Annotated in this window: 11 protein-coding genes; 7 read left to right on the top strand and 4 right to left on the bottom strand. The window is 62.1% G+C overall.

The window, feature by feature from the left end; genetic code table 11:
- Nucleotides 1–1,861 (bottom strand): beta strand repeat-containing protein (locus CKO11_RS04840; protein WP_223633559.1); only part of this gene is annotated, 1,861 nt, incomplete at its 3' end.
- 523 nt (nucleotides 1,862–2,384) lie between these two features.
- Between CKO11_RS04840 and CKO11_RS04835 the strand changes: the two genes are divergently transcribed.
- From CKO11_RS04835 to CKO11_RS04815, 5 genes are all read left to right on the top strand, one after another.
- Nucleotides 2,385–2,636 carry a hypothetical protein gene (locus tag CKO11_RS04835; protein WP_223633556.1) on the top strand — a complete coding sequence of 84 codons (252 nt, stop codon included), beginning with the start codon at nucleotides 2,385–2,387 and terminating at the stop codon, nucleotides 2,634–2,636.
- Between the two features lie 41 nt (nucleotides 2,637–2,677).
- On the top strand, nucleotides 2,678–4,009 hold the full coding sequence (locus tag CKO11_RS04830; protein WP_223633553.1) for a CRISPR-associated endonuclease Cas3'': 1,332 nt from the start codon (nucleotides 2,678–2,680) through the stop codon (nucleotides 4,007–4,009).
- Between the two features lie 124 nt (nucleotides 4,010–4,133).
- Nucleotides 4,134–5,204, top strand: coding sequence for an ABC transporter ATP-binding protein (locus CKO11_RS04825; RefSeq protein WP_223633551.1), 1,071 nt, complete (start codon nucleotides 4,134–4,136; stop codon nucleotides 5,202–5,204).
- 108 nt (nucleotides 5,205–5,312) lie between these two features.
- Entirely contained in the window at nucleotides 5,313–6,326 is a 1,014-nt protein-coding gene (locus tag CKO11_RS04820) for a Fe(3+) ABC transporter substrate-binding protein (protein WP_223633549.1), read from the top strand.
- A gap of 12 nt (nucleotides 6,327–6,338) precedes the next feature.
- Nucleotides 6,339–8,048, top strand: a complete 1,710-nt coding sequence (locus tag CKO11_RS04815) for an ABC transporter permease (RefSeq protein ID WP_223633547.1) — start codon at nucleotides 6,339–6,341, stop codon at nucleotides 8,046–8,048.
- A 74-nt stretch (nucleotides 8,049–8,122) separates the two neighbouring features.
- Here CKO11_RS04815 and CKO11_RS04810 read toward each other — a convergent pair whose 3' ends face one another.
- Entirely contained in the window at nucleotides 8,123–10,489 is a 2,367-nt protein-coding gene (locus CKO11_RS04810; protein WP_223633545.1) for a molybdopterin-dependent oxidoreductase, read from the bottom strand.
- Between the two features lie 810 nt (nucleotides 10,490–11,299).
- On the opposite strand from CKO11_RS04810, the gene CKO11_RS04805 reads away from it, so the two are divergent.
- Nucleotides 11,300–13,123, top strand: coding sequence for a putative bifunctional diguanylate cyclase/phosphodiesterase (locus CKO11_RS04805; protein WP_223633543.1), 1,824 nt, complete (start codon nucleotides 11,300–11,302; stop codon nucleotides 13,121–13,123).
- Here CKO11_RS04805 and CKO11_RS04800 read toward each other — a convergent pair.
- Nucleotides 13,054–15,495, bottom strand: a complete 2,442-nt coding sequence (locus tag CKO11_RS04800) for a hybrid sensor histidine kinase/response regulator (protein WP_223633541.1) — start codon at nucleotides 15,493–15,495, stop codon at nucleotides 13,054–13,056. The genes CKO11_RS04805 and CKO11_RS04800 overlap by 70 nt on opposite strands.
- Nucleotides 15,492–15,863 carry a response regulator transcription factor gene (locus CKO11_RS04795; RefSeq protein ID WP_223633539.1) on the bottom strand — a complete coding sequence of 124 codons (372 nt, stop codon included), beginning with the start codon at nucleotides 15,861–15,863 and terminating at the stop codon, nucleotides 15,492–15,494. Before CKO11_RS04795 ends, CKO11_RS04800 begins: the two co-directional genes overlap by 4 nt.
- 108 nt (nucleotides 15,864–15,971) lie before the next feature.
- On the opposite strand from CKO11_RS04795, the gene CKO11_RS04790 reads away from it, so the two are divergent.
- Nucleotides 15,972–18,653 (top strand): CheR family methyltransferase, encoded by a 2,682-nt coding sequence (locus tag CKO11_RS04790; RefSeq protein WP_223633537.1) that lies wholly within the window; start codon nucleotides 15,972–15,974, stop codon nucleotides 18,651–18,653.
- Nucleotides 18,654–18,701: the final 48 nt, after the last annotated feature.

Below are 18,701 nucleotides of genomic sequence, written 5' to 3'. Positions count from 1 at the left end.
TGTCGGTCAACGTGACCGACAGGGTCAGCGTGCCGTCCGCGAGCCCCGAGACATCGATGCCGGTGATCTGCTGGGTCGCCGCGCTGATCGTGCCCGCGCCGGTCACCGCCGTGCCGCCGCCCGAAGACGAGATCGTGTAGCTGTAGCTCGTGCCGGTTTCCGCCCCGGCGAAGGTGAAGGACACCGCGCTTTCAGTCGCCGACGTGACCGGATCTTGATCGAGCGAGACGGTATAGCCCGACGGCGCCGCGACATCCTTGGTGGCGGTATCGGTCGCCGCCGAACCGGTATTGCTGGCGCTGTCGGTCAGCGTGACCGAGAGGGTCAGCGTGCCGTCCGCGAGCCCCGAGACATCGATGCCGGTGATTTGCTGGGTCGCCGCGCTGATCGTGCCCGCGCCGGTGACCGCCGTGCCGCCGCCCGAAGACGAGATCGTGTAGCTGTAGCTCGTGCCGGTTTCCGCCCCGGCGAAGGTGAAGGACACCGCGGTTTCAGTCGCCGACGTGACCGGATCTTGATCGAGCGAGACGGTATAACCCGACGGCGCCGCGACATCCTTGGTGGCCGTGTCGGTTGCGGCCGAACCGGTATTGCTCGCGCTGTCGGTCAGGGTGACCGAGAGGGTCAGCGTGCCGTCAGCGAGCCCCGAGACATCAATGCCGGTGATCTGCTGCGTCGCCGTGCTGATCGTGCCCGCGCCGGTCACCGGCGTACCGCCGCCCGAAGACGAGATCGTATAGCTGTAGCTCGTGCCAGTTTCCGCCCCGGCGAAGGTGAAGGACACCGCGGTTTCAGTCGCCGATGTGACCGGATCTTGATCGAGCGAGACGGTATAACCCGACGGCGCCGCGACATCCTTGGTGGCGGTATCGGTCGCCGCCGCGCCGGTATTGCTGGCGCTGTCGGTCAGCGTGACCGAAAGGGTCAGCGTGCCGTCCGCGAGCCCCGAGACATCGATGCCCGTGATCTGCTGGGCCGCCGTGCTGATCGTGCCCGCCCCGGTCACCGGCGTGCCGCCGCCCGAAGAAGAGATCGTGTAGCTGTAGCTCGTGCCGGTTTCCGCCCCGGCGAAGGTGAAGGACACTGCGGTTTCAGTCGCCGACGTGACCGGATCCTGATCAAGCGAGACGGTATAGCCCGACGGCGCCGCAGCATCCTTGGTGGCGGTATCGGTTGCCGCCGCGCCGGTATTGCTGGCGCTGTCGGTCAGCGTGACCGAAAGGGTCAGCGTGCCGTCCGCGAGCCCCGAAACATCGATGCCCAAAATCTGCTGGGCCGCCGTGCTGATCGTGCCCGCGCCGGTCACCGGCGTACCGCCGCCCGAAGACGAAATCGTGTAGCTGTAGCTCGTGCCGGTTTCCGCCCCGGCGAAGGTGAAGGACACCGCGGTTTCAGTCGCCGATGTGACCGGATCTTGATCGAGCGAGACGGTATAACCCGACGGCGCCGCGACATCCTTGGTGGCGGTATCGGTCGCCGCCGCGCCGGTGTTGCTGGCGCTGTCGGTCAGGGTGACCGAGAGGGTCAGCGTGCCGTCAGCGAGCCCCGAGACATCGATGCCCGTGATCTGCTGGGCCGCCGTGCTGATCGTGCCCGCGCCGGTCACCGCCGTGCCGCCGCCCGAAGAGGTGATCGTGTAGCTGTAGCTCGTGCCGGTTTCCGCCCCCGCGAAGGTGAAGGACACTGCGCTTTCAGTCGCCGACGTGACCGGATCTTGATCAAGCGAGACCGTATAGCCCGACGGCGGGGTCGTATCAGAGGCCCCATAGTCGACACTTGGAAGGCTGTTGGTCGAACTCCCGGCTGCCCGGGTTACGGTGAAAGTATAGGGCTGAGAATTTGCCGTGCCGCTGACAGTCAAGCTGCAGCTCGACGCTGTCGGGCAACCGTACTGTGTGCTGTTCACCTGCAAGCCAGTGCCAGAAAAGCTTGCGGTGACCCCCCCTCCTAAGACCACCTCATAAACAGTATCGCTTCCGCTGATGTCCGCAATGATGACGATTTCTTCCGATCCAGTGTAAAATTGGTCACAGGCAGGGGACCCGTTCAATTTCATGGAGAGAAAGTCGGTATTGGTCGTAAACGCCGGCGGGCTGCATGCATAAGTCGCGGCATGGGCCGCTCCCCCAAAAGCCAGAGTGATCAGAGCAAGAGCAACCGCAAGAAAGACTGAAATAGGGCGCACGAAAAGACTTCCTGTCTGGGGGTCCTGAGCCTGAGCGAAAACGTGCTCTTGGACGGTTCAAAGTAAATAATTCACACGTGATAATTAATGAAACGTTAACGCGGGACCAGCAGTCATACAACCGATGCGTTCCAAGTTGCGCATATTCAAAGATAAGCGCCGAAAGGCCCGTGGGGTCGCGGCGCGGCGGGGGACCGTCATGACCATTGAAACCCTACGACTGAAAGGGTTTGACATGAACGAGATGGGGACGATCCCGCGCGAAGAATATGACCGCCTGCGGGCTGCTGCGGAGGATCTGGCTGATCCGCAAAGCTATAATCGCGCCAAGGCGCGGCTTGTGGCGGCAGAGGACGAGTTGATCCCGGCGAATTATCCGAACCGCTTGCTGAATGGGGAAGCGTTGGCGTTCTTGCAAGGTCTGTTGGCGAAGGAAGGCGACGCGATATAGTCTCGGGCGCGCCCGATCCGGAAGGGCCCGCTTTTGAACCCGTGGAGTTTTCGGATGACCTTTTGCACTGGCCCGGCAAAAGCCCCGCGGGCGATGGGTTGCCCGCCCATCCGGCAGTCTATCACATGTTGGATGTGGCGGCCGTGGCCGAGCATCTGATTGAGCCTTTCGCCTTGGCCCCGCCGCTGAGGCAGGCATTGGTGCTGCTGGTGGCGCTGCATGATCTGGGCAAGATCAGCGATAGCTTTCGGGCCATGCTGGCAGGGGCGCCCGCGCAAGGCCCACGGCATTGGGAATTGACCGAGGTGCTGTTGCACCAAAACGACGCGCATCTCGCCGCGAGATTGGGCGGCGACCCCGATCTGCGCTGGCAGCTTTATGCCTCCGCAGCGGGGCACCATGGAAGGCCGCCTAATCTTGCCATCGGCGCCCTTCCCAAACCCGCGCGGGTGCGGGAATTTGGCAAGGCTATGCAGCATGTGGGCACTGGCGCAGCTCCCGCTGCGGCGATGATCGAGGCGTTTTGCGACCTCTGGCCCGGGGCTTCGGTTGAGGGGCTTGATCTGGTCGATGCCACCAGGCTTTCATGGTGGTTGCCCGGGCTTTGTGCCTGCGCCGACTGGATCGGTTCGAACACGCGCTGGTTTTGCGCGCATGCCCCGGGCCCGTCGCTCGTCGACTATCTGACGCAGGCCCGGCAGGTTGCGTCGGTCGCGGTGGCCGAAGCGGGTCTTGGCGGCACGGTGGCGCAACCTGGCCCGCTTTTCGATTTTGCGCCGCGCCCGATGCAGTCGGCCTGCGCGGAGCTTCGTTTGCCCGAAGGTCCCATGCTTGCCGTGATCGAGGATGAAACCGGGTCGGGCAAGACCGAGGCGGCGCTGATCCTGGCGCATCGGATGGCCTTGGCGGGCAAGGGCCGGGGGCTTTATTTTGCGCTGCCCACCATGGCGACGGCAGATGCGATGTTCCGGCGCTCCGCGCGGTTCGTCGGCAAGATCTTTGCCTCTCCCACATTGACCCTGGCGCATGGGCGGGCGGGGCTCTCGTCCGAGTTCCGCGATCTGGTGACGGGCGGCGCGCGCGGCGAGGACGATCCCTCCTGCACCGACTGGCTGGCCGAAAGCCGTCGTCGGGCGCTTTTGGCCGATGTCGGTGTGGGCACCATTGATCAGGCGCTTATGGCGGTGCTGCCGGTCAAACATCAGGCGCTGCGCCACTTTGGCCTTTCGTCGACAATCCTGATCGTCGACGAGGCGTTTGGTGACCGGCATGACGTCCTTGCCAATTTGATGCTGCTTTCGTTGTGCGGCCTATCGGCGGCGTGGCTTTGGCCTTTGTGCGGCATCTCAAAAATCTGGCGCGGGCGATGGTGACGGGGCTGAAACGGCCTGCCGAGGCTGGTGATCTGGACTCACACGCGCCAAAGGTGTTCGGTCAAGGCAAGAAAAACCGTCAGGAAAGATTGGATTTCATGCGCCCAATGTTTAGCTTCGGCGCATGAGTGCACTAGCCGCCCCCCCGCCGCCGCCTTGGCTTTCGATTGAAGGCGTCAGCCGCCGTTTCGATGGTGTTGCTGCACTGAAGGATATTTCTTTCACGCTCGGGACCGGGGAAATTCTGTGTCTTCTGGGCGCATCGGGCTGCGGAAAGTCGACCTTATTGCGCCTGATCGCGGGCGTCGAGCGGCCAGAGACAGGCACCATCACCTTGGCAGGGCGGGTGCTTTGCGGGCCCGGGGCGTTCGTAGAGCCGGAAGCGCGCGGCATCGGCTTCATGTTTCAAGATTACGCGCTGTTTCCGCATCTGAGTGTGGCGGATAATGTGGCCTTCGGGCTGAAGGGCCGCCCACGTGTTGAAGTGCAGGCGCGGGTGAACGAGGTGCTGACCGTGGCCGGCGTGGCGCATTTGGCGGATCGCTTCCCGCATATGCTGTCTGGGGGCGAAAGCCAGCGTGTGGCCTTGGCGCGCGCGCTCGCCCCACGCCCACGGCTTTTGCTGATGGATGAGCCGTTTTCCAACCTCGACCAAGGCCTGCGCGAAACGGTCCGGGCGGAAACGCTGGCGCTTTTGCGGCAGATGCAGGTGGGGGCGATCATCGTCACCCATGACCCGACCGAGGCGCTCGCCGTGGCCGATCGGCTCGCGGTGATGCATGCGGGGCAGATCGAAGCATTGGACGGACCGCGCCAGCTTTATCATGTTCCACCAACGCTTTATGTGGCGCAGTTCCTTGGCGCGGGCAATGTGGTGCCGGGCGTGGTGCAAGAGGGGCGGATTGAAACACCTTTGGGCGTGTTTCCAGCACCCGATCTGGCGCAGGGCCAACGCGCAGTTGTCTTCTTTCGTCCCCAAGCGCTGACGCTGTGCGATCCCGCCGAGGGGGGAGCGGCGCGCGTATCGCGGCATGATTTTCTGGGGGCGCAGGAACGGGTCTGCCTGACGCTGGAAGAGGGAGGCGCTCCGCTACAACTTGATCTGCCCGCGACCCCGCAACTCGATCTGCCTGCGCGGGTGGGCTTGCGGCTTGATCGGGCAGCAGTCCACGTCTTCGCGGAAGAATTACAGTAATATGATTATTATAGTCAGAAATAATTCTTGATCGAATTGGTCGGTCATGGCATCGAGGGGGAGCCCGTTCCCGGGCGACACGACCTTTCCAGCCTTGGAGGCCTTGCCATGACCCTTTCCGTGCGTGCCACATTGATGGCGACTGTGCTGTGTTTGCCCGCCGCAGTAAGCGCTGCAGAACTTAATCTCTACACCTCGCGCGAGCCGAAATTGGTTGAACCGCTGCTGGAGGCCTTTACCGCCGAGACCGGGATCGCGGTGAACACGGTGTTTTTGAAAGACGGTCTGGCAGAGCGGGTGGCGGCCGAAGGCGGCTCTTCCCCGGCGGATGTTTTGATGGCGGTCGATGTCGGCAATATGGCCGATTTCGTCGAAAAAGGGCTGACGCAACCCATTACGTCAGAGGCCGTTCTTGCCGCCGTGCCCGAGACGCTGCGCGATCCGCAAAACCAATGGGTGGCGCTGTCGATGCGCGCGCGCGTGGTTTATGCGGCCAAAGAGTTGGACCTTGACGCAATCACTTATGAGGATCTTGCCGATCCGAAATGGGCGGGGAAAATCTGCATCCGCTCGGGCCAGCACCCCTATAACACCGGCCTCTTTGCGGCCTATCTGGCCCATCACGGTGCCGAGGCCACCGAAGCCTGGCTGAGCGGGATCAAGGCGAACCTTGCGCGCACGCCGGGGGGCGGTGATCGCGATGGGGCGAAGGATATTCTTGGGGGCATTTGCGATATTGCAGTGGCCAATTCCTATTATGTCGGGCTGATGCGCACGAATGAAAAAGACCCCGAGCAAAAAGCCTGGGGCGCCGCGATCAAGGTCTTGCTGCCCACTTTTGAAGACGGCGGCACGCATGTGAATATCTCGGGCGCAGCGCTTGCCAAACACGCGCCGAACAAAGCCGAGGCGGTGAAACTGCTGGAATTCCTCACCTCCGATGCGGCGCAAAAAATCTATGCCGAGGCGAATTTTGAATACCCCGTGAATACGGAGGCGGAACTGTCGCCCGTGGTGGCCTCTTTTGGCCCGCTGGAGATCGACCCTCTGCCGCTGACCGAAGTGGTGGCCAACCGCAAGGCGGCCAGCGCCCTTGTGGAACAGGTCGGCTTCGATAACTAAGGCCGTCCGGACATGGCCGTGACCGATTTGATGCCCAGCCTGCCATTGCGCAGGACATCCCGCCCCTCATTGGGGGGCGGGCGTCTTTGGGTTTGGGGCAGCGGGGTGGTTGCGGCTTTGGTTCTGGCCCCCGTTTTGGCGCTGATCTGGCAAGCGCTTCAGGGGTCTGACGGGCTTTGGGCGCATCTTTGGGCCTATGTTCTGCGGCCCGCGCTGGGGCAGACCGCTGTCTTGTTGCTGGGGGTCGGGCTTATTGTCATCGTGCTGGGCACCGCATTGGCATGGCTGGTGGCCGCGCATGACTTTCCGGGCCGCAAGGTGCTGGATTGGGCGCTTTTGCTGCCGCTTGCCGTGCCCAGCTATATCATCGCCTTCGTCTATCTGGAACTGCTGCATTCGCTGGGCCCGGTGCAGGAGCTGCTGCGCGCGCTTTTGGGCTATGATCGCCCGCGCGATTTTCGCCTGCCCGATATCCGCTCGATGCCCGGGGCGATCTTGCTGTTGGGGCTGGTGCTTTACCCTTACGTCTATCTGCCGGTGCGGGCGATGTTCGCGATGCAAGCGGCAGGGCTGCTTGAGGCGGGGCGGATGCTGGGCTGCACCCGCACGCGCCTGTTCGCGCGCCTTGCCTTGCCGCTGGCACGCCCGGCCATCGCGGTTGGGGCGAGCCTTGCGTTGATGGAAGCACTCAATGACATCGGGGCCTCTGAATTTCTGGGCGTGCGCACGCTCACCGTGTCGATTTACACAACATGGGTGACGCGGTCAGACCTGCCGGGGGCGGCGCAGATTGCACTGGTGATGCTGATCGTGGTGGCCGCTTTGGTGGCGCTCGAACGCTTCGCGCGGCGCAAACAGCGCTTTGCGGGGGGCGCGCAGCGCATGCGCCCCTTGGTGCCTGAGCGGCTGACGGGCCTGCGCGGTTGGGCGGCACTGGCGCTTGGCGCGCTGCCCGTGGTTTTGGGTTTTGGCGCGCCCCTTTTGTGGCTTTTGTCAGAAGCGGCTGGGCGCATCGGGGAGGCGGGCATTTCCCCACAGCTTTGGGCCGAGATGCGCGCGACGCTAGGCTTGGCCGCGGCGGCGACGGCGGCGGTTTTGGCGGGCGGTATGATCGTGGCCTTTGCCGCACGGCTATGGCCGGGGGGCACCACGGCGACATTTGGCCGATTGGCGAGCCTTGGCTATGCGATGCCGGGAACCGTCGTGGCCTTGGGTGTCTTGGTGCCCGTTGCGGGGCTCGATCGGATGATCGATCAAAGCACGCAGATGCTTTTCGGCTTTGGCACTGGGCTTGTGCTGATCGGCTCCGGTGCGGCCTTGGTCTATGCTTATGTCGTGCGGTTTTTGGCGATGTCTGTGGGCGGGATCGACAGTGGGTTTGCGCAAATCCCCCGCGCGCTGGACCACGCCGCGCGCAGCTTGGGCGATGGGCCGGGGGCTAGCCTAAGGCATGTGCACCTGCCGCTCTTGCGCCCCGCGCTTGTGGCGGCGGCCCTTTTGGTCTTTGTCGATACGATGAAGGAGCTTCCGGCCACGCTGCTCTTGCGCCCGCTGGGGGTTGAGACGCTGGCCACCCACCTTTACAGCGAGGCCGCGCGCGGCACCTATGAAGATGGCGCGATCGCCGCGCTGGCCATTGTCGCTGCCGGGATTTTGCCGGTCATTGCGCTGGCGCGTATTGGCCGCCGGACTGGTGCGGACCGCTTGGCGCAGCGCGCTTGAGCGCTTTGCGTGCGGCGATACAGTCTTGGTGAATTGGGCCCCCTTGCGAATTCACCGGACGACGCCGTGAGCAACTAGCCTCGTGGCTCGATGTCTGGTGGGTCGAATACCGTAACGTCAGGAGCCGGTCCCCGGAAACGCTCCACATCCACCAGACAGGTAAGCGCTGAAGGTCCCTGGGCGATGTCCGATGTCGGTCGATCGGCGGTCAGCACATTCGGATTGCCGTGCTTGCACAGCGTCGGGTCGCCGTCGCGGTCGGGGTCATACCATGCGCCGGTTGGAAGGCTCAGAATGCCCGGCCGTAGGTCGTTGCTGAGTTGTGCGACGCTCAGGCAGGCGCCGCGGTCGTTGAAGATACGCACCATGTCGCCCTCGCGAATGCCGCGGGCGGCGGCATCTTCGGGGGTGATGCGACAGGGTTCGCGGTTTTTGCGTTTTTGTGCCCGACTGACGGGACCGTGATCCAATTGGCTATGCAGCCGGGATTCTGGCTGGTGAGAGACAAGATGAAGGGGGAATTTTTGGGCGCGTCGGCAGCCCAGCCATTCTGCCGGCGCGCGCCAGACCGGATGTCCGGGCAGGTCGCCGGCTGCGAAGCCCGCGACCCTCTCGCTGAAGATCTCGATCCGTCCAGACGGCGTCGGCAGCGGCGCGTTTTCGGGATTGGCGCGAAACGCCTCCAGCATGACGCGCGGCTTGTCGGGCGGGGGAATGTCGATGAAGCCCTGCGCTCTGAACCCTTCGTAAGAGGGCCATGCGTCGCCGCCCGGTGTCGCGGCCCGCGTTGCATCATACAATCGGCGCAGCCATCCCTCCTCATCCAATCCTTCGGTGAATTGGTCTTTGAAGCCCGTCTCTTCTTGGCCATTCGCGCGCAGGCGCGCAGCGATGCCAGTGAAAATGTCATGATCGTTCAACGTCTCTCCAAACGGCCTCGACACCTGACGCGACGCCAGCACACGGGTTTCGTTGAAGGTGCCGACAATATCGTTTCGCTCTGCTGGCAATGTGGAGGGCAGGACGATATCGGCGCGTCGCGCCATCGGCGTCCAGAAGGGTTCGTGCACGATAACCGTCTCGATACGTTCCCAGGCGCGGCTAAGTCGGTTAAGATCCTGATGGTGGTGAAAAACATTTCCACCGACCCAGTAGACCAGACGAATATCCGGGTAGGTCAGGGTTTGGCCATCGTAGCGATATGTCGCCCCGGGATTGAGCAACATATCGGAAATCCGCGCCACCGGGATGAAGCTACCCGTCGGGTCGCGCCCCGTCGGCAGCGCGGCAAGCGACAGCGGTGAGAAATCATTGCCGACCCCGTTTAACGCGCCGAGCCCGATCCCGAAGCCTTCGCCAGGGCGACCGATGCCGCCCAGCATGGCAGCCAGCACCACCATCATCCAGTAGACCTGCTCACCGTTTTCCTGCCGGGTCAGTGACCAGCTGGCGTTGAGCAGGGTCGGCCCGCGCGCCATGCGGCGCGCGAGATCTTCGATCGCTGCCGCGGGCAGGCTGGTAATGGTCTCGGCCCAAGCCGCATCTTTGGGCTGGCCGTCGCTTTCGCCGGTAAGATAGGTCAGAAAAACCTCAAACCCGACGCAATGAGTCCGCAGGAAATCCGCATCGTGCAAATCTTCACGCACGAGCGTATGTGCCAGCGCCAGCATCAGCGCCACATCCGTGCCGGGACGGATGGCCAGCCATTCCGGTTCCAGTTCCGCCGAGACATCCGACCGGATCGGCGCGATGTTGACGAAACGGGCACCGCAGCGATGTGCCTCCAGCATGGCTTCCTGCTGGATGTGTCGGCCCAAACCGCCAGCGTTCACCTGACCGTTGCGTTTTGCCAGCCCTCCGAAAGCAATGACCAGCGAACCGGCCTGCGCTATGGATTTCCACGAAGTGTGGTTGGCCAGAAGCTGCATGAACGGCCCGACCACATGCGGAAGGATGACCTCGGCCGCGGCGCAGCTATAGGTATTGACCGAAACGGTGCTGCCGCCGAACATGTTCATGAAACGGCGCAACTGGCTCTTGGCATGGTGGAACCGCCCCGCGCTTGCCCAGCCGTAAGAGCCAGAATAGATGGAGGCATTTCCATGCGCGCTGCGCACCCGTTCCAATTCCGCAGCAACAAGATCAAACGCTTCATCCCAACTGACCGGAACAAAGCTGTCGGCGCCACGTCGTGCCGTATCGTGCCTTAGATCCGGATCAAGGAAGCCCTTGCGCACCATCGGCTGCGGGATACGGCAGGGCCCCGAAAGCGTTTCGACCACCCCTTGGCCGATCGGCGATGGCGCCGGATCGTCCGCCAATCCATGAAGCGCAACCAGTTTGTTTCCCGATTGCGTCGCGCGATAGGCGCCCCAGTGCATCGCCACGATGGGGGCTTCTTCTATCGGTTCCGAAGCATCGTGCGCCGGTTTCTCCCCCATTGCCATGTCGCAAACTATCTCAATCTGTGGTTCAGTTAGGGTGGCTGTTGGTCTTGCTGCGTAACATGAAACCAAGCGCGGGGGAAATCTGGCCGCAGAATATAAACGGCGTTTCTGAGCCGTTCTGGGTTTGCCGCAGGCTGATTTTGGCTAGTTGCGCGGCCATGTTCTCAGTTTCCGAGCCGCGTAGAGGTTGGCCGCGTCAACGGTCATACCATCTGTTCCCCGCCCGCGCGGGGGTGAACCGCTTGCGGCGGATGAAGGATAAGGTTGCCCGCGATCCGCGCGCCAAGGCGCGGGGGCGGGTGTCAGGTGAAATGCCCGCGCTGCAAGCGCAGGTCGAAGATGACATGCGGCTGGAATTGGCCTCCGGCATCCCTGGGCGCGGCCCTGAAGCGTCTGCATCACATCGGCACCGTCTCGGTGCATTCCGCGCCAGATCCGCGCCAGAGGCGAACGCGCGTTGGTTTTCATCGAGCACCGGCAGAAGCAATATCTCCTCCGGATGCGTCGCCTCATCGGACAGGCTGACCGCGAGATTCGAAACCTTCTGTGCATAAATATCCGCATCCCCAGACCGCAGAGCGATGGGATCCGGGGCAGGGGGGGCAGATATATCGTGGCGTAATGGCAGTGGCTTTTCTGTTTTGTTAAGATTCTGGTAACCTAAATTGAGAGAAGCTTGTCCGGCAGTCTCGATGTGGTTTTGTGAGTTTCAGGTTGGACGACGGTTACGAGAGCATCGCGAGGACGGGGTCCTCCGCTTTGGCGCCATCTGGCGCGCTGCGCTCTGCACGCGCGGAACGTGCGATGGGCCATTCGCTGCATGACGGTGCGCGGACGAACGAACTTGCCTGGATCGAAGATATTTTTGCGCAGGCCCAACAGATCGCCACCGTCAGCGGCGCGCTTGGTCTTGGGCTGCGGCTTGTTGATGCCTCTGGCCCTTTTCATCGCGTGCAGATTATCCCGCTTGAGGAAGAATGGCCCACACACGTCTTGCTTGATGCACTACAGCAAGATGTTGCCCCCGATGACGCGCGGGCTGCCGAGGCGCTCGGTTATCACCTGATCCACGCCGATCTTGGCGAGATCGGCGCGTTCACGCAGGCCAAGATCGTGCTGATGGTGTCTGCGGAGCACCCGCTTGAGCCGGCCTACCAGCTTGCCGATGCACTTGGCGCGTTGATCGCAGATCTGCTCCAAGTGCGTCAGGAGCGCAACCAACTTGCGCTGGATATGATCTTTGAAAAACGCCGCGCCGAGCGCTTTAAGCGACTGGCCGAGATGGATCACCTGACCAAGCTCGACAATGCTTCGACTTTCCGCAACAAAGCGCAGGAGATGATAGCGCAAGAAGATATGGTCCATGCGCTGATCCTGATCGATATCAATCATTTCAAGGCTGCAAACGATCTCTATGGCCACGCTTTCGGGGATACTTATCTGGTGCGGGTCGCCGAGGCGATCCGGCGAACCTTTTCCAACGGGGCGCTTGTCGGGCGGCTTGGGGGCGATGAGTTTGGTGTCATGATGCCGCTCTTGCCGATGGCCCAGGCAAAAGTGCGCGAGGTGCCGGAAAACTTTATTCACGAGGCAATGCAGGCCTGCGCCAAGCAGATTCTTGTTTCGGTCAGTAAGCTTGGCAAGCCGGGGATCGGTTTTACCGCGCAGGGCTGCGCGCTTGCACCCTTTGATGCCAGCACGTTCGAGAGCCTGTTTGAGCAAGCCGATGCGGCGCTTTATAGTGGCAAGTCGCGCAAGGGGGCGTCGGCGATCGTCTATGATGAAACCTTGCACGGCGCCTTCTCGAACCGGATTTTGCGCAAGCGCTTCACTGCCGCCTTGAGCGAGCAGCGTTTGCAGCCATGGGTGCAACCGCTTGTGGATTTGCAGTCTGGGGCGATCATCGGCTATGAGGCGCTGGCGCGTTGGCACGACGCGCGTCGCGGCGTGTTGACGCCGGGGCATTTTGAGCCAGTGTTGCGTGACCCGGAACTGGCGCCAAAGCTGACCGATGCGGTCGGGGGTGCGGCCTGTAAATGGCTTGGGCAGCGCAATGATGAGAGGGATGCGCCGCCCGCGTCGATCTGGATCAACCCCTCGGTGTTCGAGTTCATGCACACGGAGTTCGTGTTTGATCTGCAAGGCTATTTAGATCAAGCGGGTCTGGATTGGTCCGCGCTGGTGGTGGAGTTGAACGAAACCATCATGCTGGGGTCGGATGACGGCATGCTGATGCGCAATCTGACCGAGCTACGCTCTCGCGGTGCGCGCATCGCCTTTGATGATTTTGGTGTTGGCTTCAGTTGCTTGCAGCATTTGCGTGAATGGCCGATCGATATCATCAAGATCGATCGCAGCTTTGTTGGCACCGGGGAAATCGATCATCGCGCGCGCGCGGTTTTGCGTTCGGTCATCGATCTGGGGCATGATCTCGGACAAAAAGTGGTTGCCGAGGGGATCGAGAATATTCAAGCGCATGAAACGCTGTGCGCGCTTGGTTGCGATTACGGGCAGGGGTATTTTTATGCGCGCCCGATGCCTTGCGACGAGGCGCTTGGCTATGTGCCTGATCCCTCACTTTTTCCCAATGCGAACCGGGCTGACGCTTTCTCGGATATCGCCTCGTAACGGTCGCGGTTTTCCAGCAGGAGCGCGGCGGCATTGTTCAGCTCGGTCGCAGAGACCGGTTTGGTCAGCGTCAGCCCCGGAGCTTCCACCCCCTTAAGGCGGGGCGGCGCGCCCGGCGGGGCGAGCGAAATCACCGGCAGCGCACCCTGCGCGGCCCGGATCGCCTGCACCAGCCACTCTGCTGTATGCAGGCCTTCCAGATCAAGGACGCACAAATCAATTCGCGTGCCGCTCTTGGCGCTTTCTAGGGCGGCATCGGCGCTTTCCGCGACGGTGACCGCGGCGCCGGTGAGGCGCAGCCGCTCGGGCATCAACAGCGCGTAATGCGGGTCCGTCGACAAGATCAGCACGGAGCGCCCGGCAAGGGCAATCTTTGCAGGCGCGGCGTCAGCGGCGATTTCATTGGGGTCGGGCGTCCGGTCCCCCCAGCGATCCGTTGGCGTGATTGGCAAAGTCATCGTGACCTCGGTGCCCACGCCTTGAAGCGAATGCACCACGAGGCCGCCACCGTTCCGCCGCGCGAAGCCTTCCACCATTGCAAGGCCGATACCGCTGCCGCCCACCTCTTTGCGCGTGGTAAAAAATGGCTCGGTGGCATGGCGCAACACTTCGGCGCTCATCCCCGGCCCGTTGTCGGCAACGGTGATGCGCACCGCGCCTTGTTCACTGTCTACGCGGATCGTGATCTGCCCGCCGCTGGTGCGCCCGGTTTCGGCAATTGCATGGCTGGCGTTGAGCACGAGGTTCAAAAGTGCGCCCTCCAGTTCGGCGCGATCCACCCAAGCCTGCAGGCCTTTGGGCACCGGAGTAATGTCGAGTGCCACGCCCTTGGCGAGCGAGCCACGCGCCAGTTCGACAAATTCAGAGATCATCGGGGCAAGCGGCACATGACCATCGCCCCCGCTCCCTTCGCGGGTCAGATCAAGAAGGCGGGTGATCAACAGCCCCCCCCGTTCGCAGGCCCGCCCGATTGCCTCAAGCTCGGCGCGCGCGCGCGCGGGCAGGTCCGTCAATTGTGCGCTGTCGCTTGATAGGCGGATCGCTCCAAGAAAATTGCCCATCTCATGGGCGACCGACCCCGCCATTTCGCGCAGCATATCCGTGCGCTCGACCTCATGATAGCGGCTGCGCAACTGCCATGTTTCGGTGTCGTCGACCACGGTCACAACAAACTGTGCCAGCGCGTGATCCGAAGTTTTGAGGCGGCGCGCAGAGAGCCGAAGCGCGCGTTCCGCCCCGGTCGGGTCCAGCCAGCCAACGTAAAAGGCACCCGTCGGCGGGTCGTTCAGCAGGCGGCGCAGCGGATGCGCCGCCCCCGTAAGCCTAGCGTGATCGCCAAGGCGGTGAAACTGCGCGCGCTTTAGCCAATCGCCCGGATCATCGCGCACCATTGTTTGCGCCGATTGGTTGGAGGCGAGAACCGCACCCTCGGCATCGACCAACAAGGCGGCGACATCGGTCCCGTCCAAAAGCACCATCTGGCGCACAATCTGCGCGCGCCGCAGGTTGCGCGTGCGGGTTGCGTGGATCCCCACCACCACCGCCAGCGCGGCAAGCGCAATCGCAAGAATGGCCATCGCCACTGCCGCGCTCAGATGACCGAGCGCGATCATGTGGAACATCCCCCAGCTTGCAAAGATCAGCAACGCGATCAATAACGGCAGGCTGCGGCGTGCGCGGGCGCTGGCCGGGGTATCGCGCAGCAGCACCGCAATCCAGTTCTGGGCCCCGCGATCCAGCACCAGGGCGGTGAACAGCAAAGACAGACAAAACGCGGTGTGCAGCGCCGTGGCCGAGAGCACGAAAAATTCATAAAGTGCCGGGGCATCAAATAGATATCCGACAAGCGCAATCACGCCGACCATCAACCCGAAAGTGCTGAAAACCGTTTGCACCCACACACAGCCCGCGCGTGGACAGCCCGAGATCAACACGGCAAGTGCGGCGATGGCCAGCTCGCCTGAACTGGTGACGGACATACGGTCGGTATGCGCGTCGATCTGCGCCATCTGTGCAAAAGTGGTGCCAAGCTTGAACAGGCTGACCCCCAGCACCGCCAGCGCCAAAAGTTGCGATAGCCGCCGCCGCCAGCGCGGCGGGTCGGGGTGCAAGATCAGCAAGAGCGCAACACCGATGGTAAAGATCGCCCCCGCAGTCGAGGGCACCATCGCGGGAAAGTTTGGCGACAAACGCACCAGCACATCGATCCCGAGGCCCCAGCCGCCGACCAGCACGATGCCGGAAATCGCCAGCGCCAATGCCGCAAAGACGCGCCCCAGCCGTTCGGGCGCATAGGCCAGCGTTTCTTCCTCCAAAGTGGGCTCTGGCGCGCGCGGGGGGGCAAGGGCGGCAGGGTCGGGCAGGGCGCTCATACTGCGGTAAGGCGCCGGATCAGTGCATCTATTTCTTTCAATGGGGTGTTTTTGCGCAGCCGCTCGCTGGCATAGCGCAGCCCGCCCAGAAACAGGGGGGAGTCATAAAGCTCGTCGCGTCCGGTGATCAGCACCACAGGCAGATCGGCGTGATCGCCGTGCAGCCGATGCAACGTGGTTGCGCCGCCGCCCTCGGGCATCATCAAATCGAGAAACACCACATCAAAGGGTGGATTGGCCATTTCGACCGTGGCAACCACCTGCCCACCATCCTTTAGTGCCGTCACATCATGCCCAAGCGCCTCAAGCGCCGATGCGAAGGCGCGCCGGAAATCGGGGTCATCATCTGCAAGTAGAACGCGGGACATGGGGGACTCGTAAAGGGCGTGCGCCCTGCACAGGTTTGAATGTGTATTGCGACCCTTCAAATCTGTGTTATTTTTTGCCCCATAACAAGTAATAGTTTGGGGGGATCGATGGCGCAGCGGGCAACGGGCGCAACGCCGGGGCAAAACAGCAAGGGCGCAGCCGCTTCCCAAAAACAAGAAAATGCCGCCCCCGATGCCATTGCGGCGCCAGATGAAGTGACGGCACTTGTGGCAATTGGTGCCTCCGCCGGTGGGCTTGAACCGCTTGAGCGTCTGTTCTCTGCCGTGCGCGCCGATACCGGCTGGTGCTTTGTGGTGATCCAGCATCTATCGCCCGATTACCGATCGATGATGCATGAGCTTCTGGGGCGCAAGACGCGGCTAAAGATTCGCCATATCGAGGAGGGCGCGCGCCCCGAACCGAACACGATCTTTCTTAACCGGCCCAATACCGCGACGGAATTGGTCGATGGAGCCTTCCGCGTGCGCGAATACGATGCGCGCGACGAGAACCCGCATCTGCCGATCGACAGGTTCTTCACCTCCTTGATTGGGCGCGACATGAAGCGCACGATCGCGGTGATCCTGTCTGGCTCGGGCAGTGATGGCACGCGTGGTGCGCAAAACCTGCATGTCGCGGGCGGGCGGGTGATCGCGCAACTGCCGGCTGAGGCGGCCTTTCCTTCGATGCCGCAATCGGCCATCGCCACGAATGTTGTGGATCACGTTTTCATGGCGGGGGCGATTCCGGATGCGATTGGCACGTTGCTGGAGGCCTCAGATCCCGCCAGGCCTGACGTCGGCGGTTCAGAACCGGGCAGCGTGCAGCAGATTTTGAAGCTTCTGGAGGATCACCACGCGCTCGATTTCTCGCATTACAAATCCGAAAATGTGTTGCGCCGGATCCAGCGCCGCCAGCACTTGCGCGGCCTTGCCACGCTTGAGGAATATCTTGCGCAAATGTTGGTGGATTCCGAGGCCATCGACGAACTTTACCGTGACCTGCTGATTGGCGTCACCGCTTTTTATCGTGATCCGGATGCTTTCGATGCCTTGCGCAAACAGGCGATTGCGCAGTTGGTGGAACGTTCAAGCCAAGACAAGCCATTGCGGGTCTGGGTGGCGGGCTGTGCTTCCGGCGAAGAGGCTTACACGATTGCGATTGAGCTTTCAGAGGCGCTGATCGCGGCCAATAAACCTCTGAATTTCAGAGTGATTGCAACAGATGTTCACCGCCATTCGCTGGATATCGCCTCTGCGGGCATCTATTCCAACGATCAGGTGCGCAAGGTGCCTCAGGCTCTGCGTGACCGGTATTTTACCTGCGGGCAAAACGGATGGGCGGTGACGCACGAACTGCGGCAGCGCGTGATCTTTTCTGTGCATAATGCGCTCACCGACCCGCCGTTTCTTGACCTTGATCTAATTTCGTGCCGTAACCTTTTGATTTACCTCAATGACGAGGCGCAGGCGCGCACGCTCTCGTTGTTCCTCTTCGGGCTTCAGCGCAATGGTTTTCTGTTCCTTGGTTCCTCAGAGAGCCTTGGGCGTTTTTCCGAGGAATTCGAAACGATCGAGACGCGCTGGCGGCTGTTTCGCAAATCCTCCTCGAAACGGCTTTATGACCCGGCATTGCTTGCCGCAACGATTTCGCGCCGCGTAAACCGCCCCTATCAGGAGGCGCTCAACAACGTGCCTGTATCTGCGAGCGGGCTTCCTGCGGCCGATGGCGGGTTGCGCGACCTTGCCGCGCGCCGCTCGCGCGATGCGCTGATGCGCAGCTATGACCTGCTGCTTAAGCATTATGCGCCTTCCTCTATTCTTGTTACTTCGGATGGCGATGTGCTGAACTGGTTCGGCACCGCCTCGATCCTGATCGACACGATGAACAACCTCGCCGACTGGACGGTGGAGGGGATCGTCAATGCGGATCTGCATTTCGTAATCAACGTCGGAATCGAGAAGCTGCGCAGCGGTGAGTTGGTGGAACTGACGCGCCAAATCGACGTCAACCTTGGGGATGGCCGAATTCAGCCCTGCACGCTGACGCTGGAATCGCTCGATGTGAGCCCGGCCAAGCCGCGGCTGATGCTGGTCAAGCTGCGTCTCGAAAATGAGGCGGAGCGGCACGAACCCGATCTGGCACAGGGCCTGCCGGTGGTGCAGGAAGATTTCAATGTGCTTACGCGCCGGATCTACGAACTGGAGCGCGACCTAAAGCTGACAGAGGAAACGTTGCAACATGTCACCGAACGGCTTGAGGCCTCGGGGGAAGAGTTGCAGGCCTCAAACGAGGAGTTGCAGGCCTCAAACGAGGAACTTCAGGCCTCGAACGAGGAATTGCAGGCCTCGAACGAAGAGCTTCAGGCGGTGAACGAGGAACTGATCACGCTTTCCGCCGAGCATGAGCGCAAGATCAGGCTGTTGTCGGAACTCAATCAGCAAACGGAATACCTGCTGGGCATTCTGAAAGTTGGGGTGATCTTCGTCGATGAAGATCTGCAAATCGCGCGGTTCTCGCGCCTGCTCGGCCAGTTTCTGGGCGATGAATTCTCTTTGCAAGACCAAGATATTGGCCGCAGTTTGCGACAGATCGGGCCGCGCCTTGATGGGCTCGATCTGCCAAAATTCTGCGCGCAGGTGATCGCAGACGGCGGCAGCCGTCGGGCCCGGGCGCAACATGAGGGGCACGATTTGGAGATTGAGGTTCATGCGCTGCCCGATACCGGCTCTGGCGCATCGCGCGCCGGGGCGGTTGTGTTGTTTCGCAATTGGGAGCCGCAGGCGTAGACGCGTGTGATGTGATCCGGCGCGGCGCGGTGTGGTTTTGTTCCACGC

It is taken from the genome of Rhodobacter sp. TJ_12 (genome assembly GCF_020023995.1).
Classification (GTDB): domain Bacteria; phylum Pseudomonadota; class Alphaproteobacteria; order Rhodobacterales; family Rhodobacteraceae; genus Rhodobacter.
Note: the sequence above shows the minus strand (reverse complement) of the source record. Positions and strands in the feature narration are given on the sequence as shown.